Source organism: Streptomyces sp. NPDC001985 (assembly GCF_040296845.1).
GTDB lineage: Bacteria > Actinomycetota > Actinomycetes > Streptomycetales > Streptomycetaceae > Streptomyces.
In genome coordinates this window covers 43320-58419 of record NZ_JBEOYB010000029.1, presented here as the reverse complement: position 1 = coordinate 58419, position 15100 = coordinate 43320, and the positions used below count along the sequence as shown (strand labels likewise).

The following is a 15100-nucleotide window of genomic DNA, read 5'->3' as shown; positions in this document are numbered from 1 at the left end:
GGCCGGGGGAGTCACGCGTCCGGCCGCCAGTCGAACGGGAAGTGCTTGCTCGATCCGCCCCGGTACTCACGGGAGAAGTCGAAGCCCTCGGCGCGGTCCTCGCTCACCACACCCCAGGTCGCCACCTGGCCTGGCCCCACTTCCGACCCGGGGGCGTTGATCAGCTGCACCCGGCGCGCGGGGTCCGCGGTGGGGCCGGTCAGGGCCGTGGCGCCCACGCTCACCTGGTCGGAGACGGTCGCGCGCCAGTGGGCGAGATCCGGCGCGGCGTCGAAGTGGATCGGCGCGTACCGCACTCCGCGCACCTCGCTGATCAGTGAGCCGAAAGTGCCCGGCCACCCTCCGGCGTCGCCGCGGAATATCGTCTCCAGGGCGTCCCGCTGCGCCGGTGTCCCCTTCGCGTCGATGTAGAACATCGCCGCCATCGTGGCGTCGGGGTCGTTCACCCACATGTTCCCGGCGAACTCGCCGAGTGCCACCACACCCAGTCCGTCCAGGCGCACCTCTCCGAAGTGCCCCTCGTGGATCTGCCAGACGAGGGTGAACAGGCAGGCGCCGTCCGTCGGCGCCTGCGCGAACGTACAGGGGCAGGGCATCGAGCAACTGCACACATCGAACCACTCGCCCTTGAGGTGCCAGGTCGTCTCGCTCATCGCTGTTCCTCCCTGATTGGTACCCCAGTGGGGTATCCCTCCGGGGAAGGTTAGCCCGCTGCCCGCGAGGGAGTCAAATACCCGTGGGGGGTATCCAGTTGCCCTGGGGCCCCCGCCCGGACATCCGGTGCGGCGGCCCGCCGCCGAGGGCGCGCCGCGCTCGATCGCGTGCCCACGCGCGGTAGGTGCTGATCGGACCCGCCACCGCGCCCGCCGGTCAGGGCGCCGGTGACCGCACGGACCCGGAGACGCCGCACGTCCTGAGGCCGGCGGCGCCCCCCCGGGGCCGGCCGGTCCGATCGAGCGCGCCCGCGATCCCCGCGATCCCCGGCACCGGACCCCGCTCACCGGTCCGGCCCGGCCCGGTCCGGAAGGGACTCCCTAGGCGTCGGGCAGCGATGCCGCGAGATGCTCCCACGCCGTGTGGACCTGCTCCCCGACGATGCCGAACTGGGTGATGACCGCGACGCACCGCCCGTCCTCGTCGTCGAGTTCGATCGCCGAGGTCGGGCCGTGCGCGGCCGTGGAGCGGACGAGATGGCACGCCCGCACACCCGGGAGGTGGATCTGCACCGAACTCTCCGCGATCGCCGCGAACACCTGCCCGCCGATGGTCTGGTCGGTGACATGCACCCGGCCGCCGCACGCCTGCATGGCGCCCGGGGCGAACACCGCGACCCCGATCGGCAGCCCCACCGAGCAGACGTGCTCCAGCACCTCGGGCACGACACCGGCGTCGATCGCCCGGTGCTCGCCGCGGTACCGGCCGAACGCCCGGCGCCGCGCGGCGCCGCCGTCCACCAGGATCTCGTCGAGCTGGGCGAGCTGGTCGCCGCTCTCCCAGGCCGGTGAGCCGGGGAGGGCGGACGGCGCGGCGGCCGGCGCCGGCGCCAGGGCGTCGACCGTGCCGGCGAGGCCCATCAGGAGACGGTCCCCCTCGGAGAGCAGCCGCCCCTGGTGCACCGTCCGGCCGTCCGCGTCGAACAGGTGCAGGACGACCGCGCCGGCGTCCTCGTCCCGTACGACCACGGCCGAGGCGACAGCCCCGCCGTCGACGCGCAGCGCGATCGAGCCCGGCTGGAGGGCGAACGCCTCGCCGCGCAGGCTCGGAACCGCGTAGCTCCCGGCCTGGTCGATCAGCGCCACCCGGCCGCCGGTCACCGCCTGGACGTACTGGAAGAGCGTCAGACAGCGCGTCAGCTCCGGCATCCGGGCGTCGATCAGCCGCATGGAGCTGCCCCGCCCGCCACAGCGCCGCCCGGACGCGCGCGGGCCGTCGGGGTCCCGCCGCTCGGGATGGTGGTCCGTCATGCTCAGTACACATCCCGTACGTAGCGCTTCGCCCGGCGCAGCTCCGCCAGGTACCGCGTGGCATCCTCGTCACCGCGTCCCCGCTGCTCGGCGATGACGCCCAGCAGAGCCGCCTCCACGTCCTTCGCCATCCGGGAGGCGTCGCCGCAGACATACAGATACGCGCCGTCCTCCAGCCAGCCGTACAGCTCGCGCGAGCGTTCGCGCATCCGTGTCTGGACATAGACCTTCTCGGCCTGGTCGCGCGAGAACGCGAGATCGAGCCGGGTGAGCACGCCCTGTTCGCGCAGCCGGGTCAGTTCGTCCTCGTACACGAAGTCGGTGTGGCGGCGCTGGTCGCCGAAGAACAGCCAGTTCCGCCCGGAGGCGCCCCGCGCGGCGCGCTCGTGCAGGAAGCCGCGGAAGGGCGCGATCCCGGTGCCGGGGCCGATCATGACGATCGGGGCGCTGTCGTCCGCCGGTACGCCGAAGGCGGCGTTCGGCTGGAGGTAGATGCCGACGGCCGCCTCCGCCGTGTCCCCGCCGACCCGGTCCGCGAGATAGGTCGACGCGACACCCCCGTACCGGCGGTCCGCGGTGTCGTAGCGGACGGACGCGACGGTGAGGTGGACGCGGTCCGGGTGGGCCAGCGGACTCGACGAGATCGAGTACTGCCGCGCCTTGAGCGGTCGCAGGAGCGGCAGCAGCTCGTCCGGGCCCGGTGCGGCGGGCCCGGCGGCACGGAGCAGGTCGAGCACGTCCCGGCCCCAGAGCCAGGAGTCGAGGCCGGACCGGTCGCCGCGGGCGACGACCGACGCGAGTTCGCTCGACGGCGCCCGCCCGGCCAGATCGGCGACCAGCTCCTTCGACGGGATGCGGATCTCGCGCCCGGTGCGCAGCACCTCGGCGAGCGGGCCCCCGTCGGTGTCCTCGTCACCGCTCGCACCGAGGTGTTCCAGCAGCGCGCCGACGACCGCGTCGTCGTTCATCGGTACGACGGCGAGCGCGTCGCCGGCCGTGTAGGTGATGCCGCTGTCGCCGAGGTCCAGCTCGTAGTGGCGGATCTCCTTGGCGCTGTCCGGCGAGGAGAGCAGCCTGTTCACCACGAGCCGGGAGCGGTAGGGGGTGCGCCGGTTCCAGGGGGAACGGGTCCCGGGGGCCGGCGCCGGTGCCGGCGCGGGGGCGGGCGCGCCCCCCGCCGCTGTCGCGCCGGTCTCGGCGGCGAGACGGTCCAGGACCGCGGCGGTCCACGCCGCCGCGGGCTCCTCGAAGTCGACATCGCAGTCGGCGCGGTCGTGCAGCCGGACCGCGCCGAGCTGCTCCAGACGGGTGTCGATGAGCTTCGCGGCCCGGCAGAACTCGTCGTACCCCCGGTCGCCGAGCCCGAGGACCGCGTAGCGCAGCCCTTCGAGCCTCGGCGCGCCCTCGTCCCCGAGCGCCTCCCAGAACAGCCCGGCGTTGTCGGGCATCTCGCCCTCGCCGTAGGTCGAGGTGACGATGAGCAGATGGGACATGGCGGCGAGCCGCTCGGGCGTGATGTCGTCGAGCGCGGTGGCGGTCCCGCCGAGACCTCGGGCGCGGGCCCCGGCGACCAGCTCACCGGCGAGGAACTCGGCGGTTCCGGTCTGCGTACCGAACAGCACGTCGACGGTGCCCGTCACGGCGGGCGCGCCGCCCGCGGCGGTCTCCCGGCGTCCGGCGGCGGCGATGCCCGCGATGAACCCGGCGAGCCAGGACTCCTGCTCGGCCGAGAACGGGGCATCGGCCAGGATGAGGGAGCCGGTCGGAGGCATGAGCGTCACGCGGTCACCGCCCCGGCCGGGGCCCGGTGGGCGGGACGGGCGGCGATGTCGTCGAGGGCGGCGGTCGCGAGGAGTTCGTCGAACCGCGCGGCCCGCACCCGGCCGGCGTTCTTCGCGTTCTGGTGCATGATCCAGCCGTAGGTGCCGGGAGCGTCCACGCTCAGGTTGTTCCGCTGCCGCAGCGCGTGTTTGTAGTCGTCGAGGCGTTTGCCCGCGATGAGCGCGGCGAGTTCGTCGTCGTCGAACCGCTCCAGCGCGCCGCGCAGATACCTCACCACCCGCTGCCTGATGAGGAAGTCCTCCGTGAGCACGAGGCTCCGGACCTCCTCGGCCACCCGGGGGTCGTCCAGACCACTCGCTCCGGGGACCCGCTTCAGCGCGAGGTCCTGGGCGACACCGAGGACCGTGTACGACGACAGCAGCGAGAACATGCCATCGCCGCCCTGGTCGCCGAGGGCGGGGGCCCGGCCGCCGAGCACGGTGCGGCGGTCGCGGTAGTCGGCCTTGAACGCACGGAGCTTCTCCGTCGCGATCGAGGCCGCCAGCTCGTCCAGCAGCTCGGACCGGGTCGCCGCGGCGAGGATCTCGGAGGAGTCCTGGTACAGCAGCAGCGCGCGCGGCATTCCGCAGTACACGTGCCGCCGCTCGGTGTCCCACTCCTCCAGCAGCCGGGCCGCCAGCGGGGAGCCGGTGGCCTCGGCGTGCCACTCCAGGAGCAGCCGCACGGCCTCCTCGTGGAAGGCGCCGTGCGCGGTGTCGGTCACCGGGAACACCCGGAGCGAGTCGGCGCTCACCCGGCCGCCGCCCAGCTCGCCCGACGGGTCGTACTGGTAGAGGAAGCCGCCGCTCATGCCGTTGCCGAGCCCCTTGCCGAAGCCGCCGAGGTTGAGCACGGAGCCGCCGGTCATGTACTCGCAGCCGAAGTCGCCGAGGCCCTCCACGACCGCGGTCGCGCCGGAGTTCCGCACGGCGAACCGGTCACCGGCCTCCCCCTGCACAAACGTCCGGCCGCCGGTCGCGCCGAACAGCGCGAAGTTCCCGATGAGCACATTCCCGCCGCGCTCGGTGCTGCCGCCGCCCGGCGCGCGGACGACGATCCGCCCGCCGCTCTGGCTCTTGCCGACGCCGTCGTTCGCGGTCCCGGTGTGTTCGAGCGTGATGCCGTCGTTGCAGAACACACCGTACGACTGACCGGCGGACCCGGTGGTGCGGATGAGGACGGCGCCGTCGACGAGACGGCGGCGGCCCCGGTCGTCGGTGGCGACCGCGGGCGCGCCGGCGAGACCATCGGCGCCGGGCCCGTGGTTGAGGAGCCGCTCGACATCGATGCCGAGCTGCCCGCCCACCGACTTCGCGCTGTTGCCGAGGCGGACCCCCTCGATGAGCACCGCCGGCTCGCGCCGGTCGACGAGCGCGGCGCGGACCCGCTCGATGAGAGCGTCGTCGGTGCTGAAGTCCTTCTCCGGATACTCCGGGTCCGCCACGGTCCGCTCCGGCACCCGCGCGAGCAGACGGCGGACATCGAGGTGTCCGGCGCTCGCGGGGTGGTCGAGCAGTTGCAGCAGATCGGTGCGTCCCCGGGCGTCGCGCAGGGAACGCAGCCCCAGCCCGGCGAGGATCTGCCGGACGTCGTGCGCGATATTGAGCAGATACTGCGCCAGCGCGCGCGGATCGCCCTCGAACACCTCGGCGTTCGTGGTGAGCCCGGCGGGGCACTTCACATTGCAGTTCTTCGCCATGACACACCCGAGCATCATCAGCGCGGTCGTGCCGAACTCGAAGCTGTCGGCCCCCAGCAGCGCCGAGGTGACGACATCGCCGCCGGTCTGGTGCGCGCCGGAGCAGCGCAGGACGACCTTCTGCCGGAGCCCGTTCGCCACGAGGGCCTGGTGCACCTCGGAGACACCGATCTCCGCCGACCGTCCGGCGTACTTCAGGCTGGTGACGGCCGCCGCGCCGGTGCCGCCGGTGTTCCCCGCGACGTTGATCACGTCCGCGCCCGCCTTGGCGACACCGACCGCGATGGTGCCGATGCCCTCCGACGACACGAGCTTCACCACGACCCGCACCCGCGCCGCCTTGCAGTCGTGGATGAGCTGCGCGAGATCCTCGATCGAGTAGGTGTCGTGGTGCGGCGGTGGGGAGACCAGCTCGATGCCGGGGGTGCCGCCGCGCGCCGCCGCGATGTCGACGGTGACCTTCGGCGCGGGCAACTGCCCGCCCTCACCCGGCTTCGCACCCTGGCCGATCTTGATTTCCAGCTCCTCGAGCATCGGGTCGGCGAGATAGCCCGCCCAGATCCCGAACCGGCCGGACGCGAACTGCTTGATCCGGGAGCCGCGGATCGTGCCGTACCGGGAGTGGTGCTCGCCGCCCTCACCGCTGTTGGACAGGGCACCGACCATGTTCGTGCCGTGCGCGACGGCCTCGTGCGCGGTCGCCACGAGCGCGCCATGGCTCATCGCGCCCGAGGCGAGCGAGCGGGTGATCTCGTGCGCGGGCCGCACCTCGTCCAGCGGCACGCTCCCTGGCGCGCTCGTGAGAAGGGTGAGCAGCCGCGCGGCGGCGCCCACGGCGGTGACGACGGCACCGTCCGGGCCCGCCTCCACCGTGACGACCTCGCCGGGGTGGGCGAGGGCGAGCCCGGCGGCCAGCGCGGTGTGCCGCTCACCGTCGGTGGGCGCGGTGCCGGGCCCGGTCTCCCCCTCCGCGCCGTCCGGTCCCGGAGCGGTGAGACGCAGCCGTGCCGTCACCTCGCCGTCCCGGCGCCCCGGGCCCGCGGGCGGCCGGGAGACGGAGACGAGCATCCCGCGCACGGCGACGCTCGCGTTGCCGGTGGTGGAGAACCGGCCGAGTTCACGCGCGTACTCCTGGGGGGTGCGGGACCCGGTGACATCCGCGGGCAGCGCGAGCACATCGCGGAGCGCGGCCGGGCGGCGCGACCGCTCCTCCTGTGTCGTCCGGAGGAAGGCGCGGTACCCCGGCGTGATCCTGAACGCGTCGATCTCGGCATCGCTGAGCGCGTCGTACCCGGTGTTCCGGTACGCGGCGTCGGTGATGCCGAACGCGTCGCCGAGCCGGCCGAGCGTGAGCAGCCGCAGCGCGTCCGAGTCGCCCGGCCGGCCGAACTCCGGGCGTTCCCCGGTCATTCCGCCGAAGCCGCGCACCGCCGTGACACCGAACGAGTGCCCGGCGCCGTCCGACCGCTCCTTGAAGAGGCCGAGCAGCGGGATCTGCTGCTCGGTCTGCACCGTGCGGGCCCGCTCGTGCCACTCCGTCGCGGCCCGCGCGACGCGGGCGAACCCGACGCCGCCGACCGGCGCGTCCATGTGCGGGAAGATCCGGGCGAACACATCGTCTCGGGTGTCGAGATAGTTCGGTTCGAAGAACTCGCCGCCGATATAGCTCTCGACGGTGCAGAGACCCACCCGGCCCATGGTCTTGGCGAGCGACTTCTCCACCGCCGCGCGGAACCTGGCCAGAGCCCGGTCGGTCGCGGTGACCTCGCCGGCGGGCGCCGGCGCGCTGGGGTGCTTCTCCTCGGCGCGCAGCCGTGCGCTGAGGCTGTGGACCGCGGAGGCGCCGAAGCCGAGCGCGGTCGCGACATGGTGGGAGGAGGCGAGCTGGCCGCTCTCCGCCACCATCGAGACGCGCAGCCGCAGCCCGGTCCCGATGAGACGCTGGTTCACCGCCGCGACGGCGTGGATCACCGGGATCGGCGCGCGCGCCGAGGAGATGTCCCGGTCGGTGAGGAGCGCGATACCGCCTCCCCGCGCGGCGAACCGCTGGACGTCGTCGCAGAGCCGGTCGAGCGCGGACCGGAGCGCGTCGGCGTTGGCGGTCTCGTCGCCGGGCACCGGGACGTAGAGCATGGCGAACCGCTCCAGCGGGACGATCCGCTGGTCGCGCAGCCGGACCATGTCGAGGTGTCCGAGCACGGGCGAGGAGAGCACGATCTGCCGGCTGGGGGTCCCGGGCGCCCCGGTGCTCCCGGTACTCCCGGTGCCGTCGGGCTTCGGGCCGAGGGCGACCCGCATGCTCATGCCGTCGGCCTCGCGGATGCTGTCCAGCGGCGGGTTGGTCACCTGGGCGAAGCGCTGAGAGAAGTACTTCGCCATGCCGCCCTCGGTGTCGCTCAGGGCGTTGATGGCATGGCCGTACCCCATCGCCGAGATCCGCTCCGAGCCGTTGGCCAGCATCGGGTCGAGCATGAAGCGGAAGCTCTCCTGGTTCAGCGAGTACGCCACATAGCGGCCGGCGAGGGTGAGGTCACCGTCGTATCCGGGCGTCGCCGCACCGCTCTCGCCCCCGGGTGCCGGCAGGTCGTCGAGGTTCACCCGTGCCGCGCTGAGCAGTTCGGAGTACGGACGGCGCGCGGCGAGGGCGTCGAGCACCTCGCGCGTGCGCATCCGGCGGCCGGTGCGGTGGTCGACGACGAGCATCCCGCCGGCCTCGATGCGGCCCCGGCGCACCACCTCGTCGTCGGGGAAGGCGACCTGGCCGGCCTCCGACGCCACCATGAGGTAATCGGCGGTCTCCACGGTGCGCAGCGGGCGCAGACCGAGGCGGTCGAGCCGGGCGCCGATGGTGTCGCCGTCGCTGAAGATGACGGCGGCCGGGCCGTCGTTCTTCTCCTCGTACAGCGAGAAGTACTCCAGCATGTCCCGCACGGAGGCGGGCAGTGTGCGGTCGTTCTCCCAGGCCGGGGGCATCAGGGACACGACCGCCTCGACGATGTCCAGACCGTCGTCGAACACCCGGCTCTGCAGGGTCTGGTCGAGCCGGCTGGAGTCCGACTGCCCCGGCGGACGCACGATGCTCCGGGTGCGGGCGCGGGCGAGCGCCTCGTCGGACAGACGGTTCTTGCGGTCGGTGTTGAGCTCGCCGTTGTGCGCCATCAGCCGGAACGGCTGGGCCATGGTCGGGTGCGGCTCGGTGTTCGTGGAGAACCGGGTGTGGAAGTAGAGCGAGCGGACGGAGTGGCGCGGATCGCCGAGGTCGCGGAAGTAGCCGATGACCTCGGCGGAGTTGAGCCGCCCCTTGAGCACCTGGGTCCGGGCGCTGAGGGAGAGCGGGTACAGCCCCGCGCGGCTGTCGTCGGCGTAGGCGACGGCCTCGACGGCGAGCAGCGCGCGGTGGGCGGCGGCGTCGACCTCGCCGCGCTCCCAGTCCTCGGGCGCGCGGAACACCCACTGCACGATGGGGAGCTGGTACTTCTCGGCCGCCGGGCGGGCGACGGTGTGATCCACCGGGACATCGCGGACCAGCAGGACCTCGAACCCCTGCTCGGCGATGCTCCGGCCGACCAGGTCCACCGCGCCGTCGCGGCCCTCGGCACCGGCCGGCACGAAGCAGTTCGCCACGCCGAAGTGTCCGGCGCGCAGCTTCTCGCCGGTGATCGCGCCGAAGAACTCCACCGACAGGTCGACACTCACCCCGGCGCCGTCGCCGACGCCCTCGGCGGACTTGCCACCCCGGTGCGGGATGGCGCGGAGCGCTTCGTCGCCCTTGCGGATGACGTCGTGGCTGGGTGCTCCGTCCAGGCGGGTGAGGAACCCGACGCCGCAGTCGCTGTGGTCGCGGGCAGGGCTGTACAGCCCGAAGGGGGAGTGGTTCACATGCGTCCTGTCAGCGAGAATTCCGGCAGCGGACGGCCAGGCTGCGTCGGTGAAGCGCTCGCCGCGGGCGGACCGGTGTGACGGCCGAGCCCTGAGGGGTGTGAGTGAGTACGGTAAGGCTTACCTAACCTCCACCGCAAGTGTGGGGTGGGCGCCGGGGGCGCGGGCCGGCGGCCGGGCGGCCCGGTGGGCGCGGGTGCGGCCGAAGTGGCGCCCGTGGCGGCGGTGGTGCGGCGAATCCATTCATTCGGGGGGATTGGCGTTCTCGCGGGACCGCCGGGTGGCGCCCCCGCGTGATGATGCCCTCACGGAACAGCCGTCCGACGGAACACCGCGTGTGGGGAGCCCGCCATGACCGGCCAGGACCAGGAGATCACCGGAGAGGACGCGGCTGCACCGGACGCCGCCGCACAGGAAGCGGCCGAACCGGGCGCCGCCGGGGAGGGCTTCGCGGGGCCGGATGCCACCGGACCGGGCGCCGTTGAACAGGGCGCGGCCGGGCCTGATGCCCCCGGACAGGACGCCGTCGGAGAGGGCTCCGCCGGGGAGGGCTTCGCGGGGCCGGATGCCGTCGAACAGGGCTTCGCCAGACCGGGCGCGGCCGGGCCTGATGCCCCCGGAGAGGGCATCACCGGACCGGACGTCGCCGTACGGGACGCCGCTGTACCCGGCATCACCGGACCGGGCGCGGTCGGACCCGATGCCATTGGACAGGGCTCCGCCGGATCAGATGCCGCCAGAGCGGGCGCGGCCGGATCTGAGGTCCCCGGACAGGGCTTCGGCGAACCGGGCGTCGCCGTAATGGACGCCGTCGGAGAGGGCTCCGCCGGACCGGATGCCCCCGGACCGGGCACGGCCGGACCGGATGCCCCCGGACCGGGCGCGGCCGGGCCCGAGGCCCCTGGACACGGCGCCCCCGAACCGGACACCCCCGGACCCCGCACCACCCGTCAGGATCACACCGGAACCGACGGAGAGCCGCTGGACCTGGCCGACCATGAGCTGGTCCGCGATCCGTTCACCGCCTACGCGCACATCCGCGAACGCGAGCGGATGGTCCGGGGACGGGTACGGGGCGTCGACCTCATGTGGGTCGCCACCCGCCACGACGACATCCGCACGATCATGAGCGACCCCCGCTTCACCATCGACGCCGAGACCGTCCCCGGTGCCCCCGTGGCGCACCGCACCGAACAGACCTGGCAGGCCCGCGGCCTGTACCCGGGGCACGAGAAGTATCTGCGCGCCGGAATCTTCGACGCGGACGGCGCCGACCACCGCCGGCTGCGCGGACTGGTCACCGCCGCGTTCTCCCCGCGCCGCGTGGCCGCCCTCCGCCCCCGGATCGAGGCCATCGCCGCCCGGCTCCTCGACCGTCTGCCGGACCACGCCGAGGACGGCGTCGTCGACCTGGTCGAGCACTTCGCCCGGCCGCTCCCCATCACCGTCATCTGCGAACTCATCGCCGTCCCCGAAGCCGACCGCGACCGCTGGCGGGCCCGGAGCGCCATCCTGAGCGCCGGGGTCTGCGGCGACGAGCTGGGTGAGGCGCTCGCCGGCATGCTCGACGACGCCCACGCGCTCATCGACCACCACACCACCCACCCCGGCGGCGACCTGATCTCCGAACTCCTCGCACCCCACCACCGCGACCGGCTGACCACGGACGAGCTGGTCGCACTCATCACCAACCTGGTGGTCGCCGGGCACATCACCACCGTCAACCTCATCGCCAACAGCACCGAGGCGCTCCTCGCCCACCCCGACCAGCTCGCCCTGCTGCGCGAGGACCCCACCCTCATGCCGTACGCCGTCGACGAACTCATGCGCTACTGCGGCCCCGTCGTGCGCGCGCTGCCGCGCTACGCCACCTGCGACACCACCGTCGGCGCCACCCCGGTCCGCACCGGTGAGGCGGTCCTTCCCATCGTCTCCGCGGCCAACCGCGACCCGGCCGCCTTCACCGACCCCGACCGCCTCGACCTCGGCCGCACCCGCCGGGGCAGGGAACCCCACCTCGGGTTCGGCCACGGCGCGCACCGCTGTCTGGGCGCGCACCTGGCCCAGGAGGAGACCGCCGTGGCCCTGGCCGCGCTGCTCGACCGCGCGCCGGATCTGCGGCTGGCCACCGACCCGGGGCGGCTGACGCGCGGCACCAATCCGGTCAACTGGCACCTGCGGGCCCTCCCCGTGCGCCTGTAGCCGGCGCGGCCCCGGCCCGTGCGCGCCCGCGGGCCGGGCGCGCCCCCCTCCCTCGACGACGGGCGAGGGAGGGGCGGACGCACGACGGGAGGATCGGCCGGATCGGGTGGGGAGCGGGACGCATCGGACTTACTTCGATAACATGATCGAATTATTGTGATAGTCCTGACCGTCCATGTCTCATCTGGATCGTGCCGCCCGGCACGAAGAATGACCTTCCCGTCAAGATCAAAAACAAATCGGCTGAACATTGATACGTGTAATATCGCGCTTCTTCTCACGAATAGGCGGCGGGGCCGCACGGGCCTCATGGTGTCGGCCCCGGGTGATGCTGTGGGCCGCGGCGGGCGTGGTGACCCTGCTGTTCCTTGTCGCCCTCGAACTGGCCGCGCGCCGCTACGACCTGCCGGGACCCATCGCCCATCAGGCGCGTGAGGTGATATTCGTCCCCGCGTCCGGCCACCTGCTCTACGCCAGCATGGCGTTGATGATGGTGGTGCTCACCTGGCGCCAGAGATTCATCGCGGTCGGCGCCGCGGTCGGCATCGATGCCGTCTTCGCGCTGGTGCGCTGGGCGCTGGACGCCGAGCAGGGGTACGGCAACGGCACCCTGTGGGTGATGCTGGGCTGTGCCGTCATCGCCGTGACCCGGCGCACCGGCCAGGAACGGGCGCTGCTGCTGAAGGGCGTCGGACTGGGCCTGTTGCTGGTCGCGGGCCGCAAGACCGGCGACACCTGGCTGCTGATCACATCGAAGACCCGCCCCGAGGTGCTCGACCAGTACGTGGCGACCGCCGATCACGCGCTGGGCAACCCGTCGTGGCTGGTGGGCCGGATGGTCGAGGCCACCGGCTCGGTCGGTGCCGGAGTTCTCGACTGGGTCTACGTCAAGCTCGCGGTCGCCGCGGTCGTCTTCGCGGTGTACCAGCTGCGCCATGTGGCGGCCGAGGGCCGGTTCCCGGGCCACCATCTGGTGCGCACCTTCCTCGTCATCGGTCTGCTCGGCCCGGGCATCTACATGGTCTTCCCCGTGGTCGGCCCGATCTTCGCCTACGGAGTCGACGGCGGACCGTGGGCGGTGGCCGATCTCTGGCCGAACACCAAGCCGCAGATCACCACCCCGCAGCTCATGCCCTTCGACGAGATCACCCCGCGCAACTGCATGCCCAGTCTGCACACGGCGTGGGCTGTAGCGATCTTCATCCACTCCCGGACGGGACCCCGCCTGCTGCGGTACGCGGGTACGTTCTGGCTGATCGCCACGCTCGCCGCGACGCTGGGATTCGGCTACCACTACGGTGTGGACCTCGTGGCCGGTGTCGTCTTCACCCTCACGATCGAGGCGGGACTGCGCTCGCTCGACCGTGGCTGGGACGCGGCGGGGGTGCGGATGGTCGTCTTCGGCCTGGCGGTCTTCGTCGCGATGCTGGCCTCCTATCGCTATCTGCCGATGGAGATGGCCGCATATCCCTGGGTGTCCGGACCCCTTCTCCTTCTGGCGATGGCCTCGGTGATCCATCTCTACATACGGACCACCCGCCGGTGGGAGTCGAAGCCCGCACCGGCTCGCCAGCCGAAAAAGCAATTCGAACTGGTTTGAGCGATTCTCCTGGATGGGCCCGTGGCCGGCGTGACGGTCACGGGCCCATCTGTCGTTTCCGGAGGCGGTGAGGCGGTGAGGCGGTGGCGGTGAGGTCCTGGGCCGTCTCTCCGGACCCCGCTCACCGATCCGATCCGGCCCGGCCCGGCCCGCCCCGGCCCGCCCCGACCCGAAAGGAACTCCCTAGCCCATGAACTGGTCCCGGGTGGGGGCGGGGGCGGGGAGGGTGCCGGAGTTCCCGGGGCGCAGGCCGTCGAAGACCAGGGCCAGATAGCGCTGCCAGAGGCCGGGGGCCTCCTCGCTGACGCTGAGGACGGCCTGCGAGGCGGCGCTCAGCAGCAGCACGATGTCGAGACCCGTGATGTCCTCACGGATCGCCCCGGCCCGCTGCGCCCTGGCGGTGAGGGTCCCGGCCACGTCCGCGAGGCGTTCGCGGGAGGCCCGGACGGCGGATTCGCTGCGGGAGAGCGCGGCGGCGGCCTGGCAGAAGGAGCGGTCCCGGGCCTGGATCTCCGTACCGATGGTCATGAACTCGAACAGCGCCCCCGCCGGGTCCTCCGACTCGGCGAGCCGGAGCCCGGCGGCCACCAGTTCCTCCAGGCGGTCGCTGAAGATCTCGGCGAGCAGCTGTTCCTTGGTGTCGAAGTGGCGGAAGACCGTCCCCTTGCCGATTCCGGCCCGGGTGGCGATGCGGGTGATCGATACATCCATGCCGTTCTCGGCGAACTCCGCCGCGGCGGCGTCCATCAGCAGGCGGCGGTTGCGCACGGCGTCGGCTCTCGTCATGTCCCCCATCGTACATAACCGGACCGATCGGTCACATTGAGGGAGGGCAACCGGACCGCGCGGTCATGTTGTGCTACGGTTCAGAACATGACCGAGCGGTCCGGTTGTGAGACCGGGGCGCCGCGTTCATCACCGTGCACCATCAGGAACGAAAGGAATCAGTCATGGACATCCGCGGTTACGAGACCGGACCGATCAAGGCGGAGGCGGCCTTCACCTCCGACTTCCCCCTGGATGACCGCTACTCCATCCAGGACCTCGTCGACATGCTGGAGCGCGAGCGCCCCAACATGGACATCCGCCCGGGGATGCGCCACAAGTACACCCCGCTGCGCTTCGACCCGGCCACCGGCGTCACGTACATCGGCGGCCGCTACCTCTTCGACACCTGGGAGAACGTCCTCGACTACCACCACTTCACCAACGAGGAGCTGTTCCCGGAGCCCGGTGTGAAGTTCTGGTCCCGCTTCCCGGGCGTGGACAAGCACTACTGGAAGGTCACCGGCGCGCACGACTTCAAGCCGATGGCCACCGCGCACCACGTCAACCGGTTCGAGCGCTACTCCTTCACGGCCGAGAACGCCGAGCCGCTGCTGGCGGAGGTCTGGCCGGCCGTCCGCGACGAGGCGGAGAAGCGGGATCTGTCCAGCGTCTGGCTGATGTTCCAGCCGGAGGAGAAGCAGATCGGCATCCTCACCGTCGCCGCGAAGACCGACGACGCCGACCAGTCCACCGCCGTCTCCCGGGGCCTGGAGCGCCTGGAGCGGGTCGAGCCCTTCGGCCGCTTCCTGCCCGAGCGGGTCGGCGCCGCGCCGCTGATGGACCGGACCAGCCTGATCATCTCTTCCTGGCTGCCCGAGTCCCGGGCGCTGGGCGGGGCGCACTCGTCCTTCGACGTCTCCCCGCCGCACCCGGAGCCGCGGATCTGATCACGGCCCCCGGACCCGGCCGGCGGGCCGTGGTCAACGGAGCCCCGGGCACGGCCGGCCGGCCCGCCGCCCCTCTCTCCGTCCGGCCCGCCGTGCGGTTCTCCGTCCGGGGCGGCGCGTCCGGGGTGCTCGGCGCCGTGCGCGGGAGCCGGCTCGCCGGAAAGGCCGTCCCGGACCTGTCCTGACGAACCAGCCACGGCCCGCCGGGCCGCCCACGGGC

At 72.7% G+C, this 15100-nt stretch carries 8 protein-coding genes; 3 read left to right on the top strand and 5 right to left on the bottom strand.

Features of this window, described 5'->3' with window-relative positions; all coding sequences use genetic code 11:
* Positions 1–11: 11 nt before the first annotated feature.
* The 4 genes from ABT122_RS15440 to ABT122_RS15425 form a co-directional block, all read right to left on the bottom strand.
* On the bottom strand, positions 12–653 hold the full coding sequence (locus tag ABT122_RS15440) for a DUF1326 domain-containing protein (RefSeq protein WP_351551076.1): 642 nt from the start codon (positions 651–653) through the stop codon (positions 12–14).
* Between the two features lie 381 nt (positions 654–1034).
* Positions 1035–1964, bottom strand: coding sequence for a hypothetical protein (locus ABT122_RS15435; protein ID WP_351551073.1), 930 nt, complete (start codon positions 1962–1964; stop codon positions 1035–1037).
* Between the two features lie 2 nt (positions 1965–1966).
* Positions 1967–3736 (bottom strand): sulfite reductase subunit alpha, encoded by a 1770-nt coding sequence (locus tag ABT122_RS15430; protein WP_351551160.1) that lies wholly within the window; start codon positions 3734–3736, stop codon positions 1967–1969.
* Between the two features lie 5 nt (positions 3737–3741).
* The gene (locus tag ABT122_RS15425; RefSeq protein WP_351551070.1) at positions 3742–9363 is read right to left on the bottom strand and encodes a glutamate synthase-related protein; all 5622 of its coding nucleotides are present in this window, start codon (positions 9361–9363) and stop codon (positions 3742–3744) included.
* Between the two features lie 351 nt (positions 9364–9714).
* On the opposite strand from ABT122_RS15425, the gene ABT122_RS15420 reads away from it, so the two are divergent.
* A complete protein-coding gene (locus ABT122_RS15420; protein WP_351551067.1) occupies positions 9715–11565 on the top strand; it encodes a cytochrome P450 in 1851 nt (616 codons plus the stop codon).
* Between the two features lie 328 nt (positions 11566–11893).
* Positions 11894–13165, top strand: a complete 1272-nt coding sequence (locus tag ABT122_RS15415) for a phosphatase PAP2 family protein (RefSeq protein ID WP_351551157.1) — start codon at positions 11894–11896, stop codon at positions 13163–13165.
* Positions 13166–13348: 183 nt separating this feature from the next.
* Here the strand turns inward: ABT122_RS15415 and ABT122_RS15410 are convergent, their stop codons facing one another.
* Positions 13349–13951 carry a TetR/AcrR family transcriptional regulator gene (locus tag ABT122_RS15410; protein WP_351551064.1) on the bottom strand — a complete coding sequence of 201 codons (603 nt, stop codon included), beginning with the start codon at positions 13949–13951 and terminating at the stop codon, positions 13349–13351.
* A 164-nt stretch (positions 13952–14115) separates the two neighbouring features.
* On the opposite strand from ABT122_RS15410, the gene ABT122_RS15405 reads away from it, so the two are divergent.
* Complete coding sequence (locus tag ABT122_RS15405) at positions 14116–14880, top strand: hypothetical protein (RefSeq protein WP_351551061.1); 765 nt, start codon at positions 14116–14118, stop codon at positions 14878–14880.
* Positions 14881–15100 lie beyond the last annotated feature (220 nt).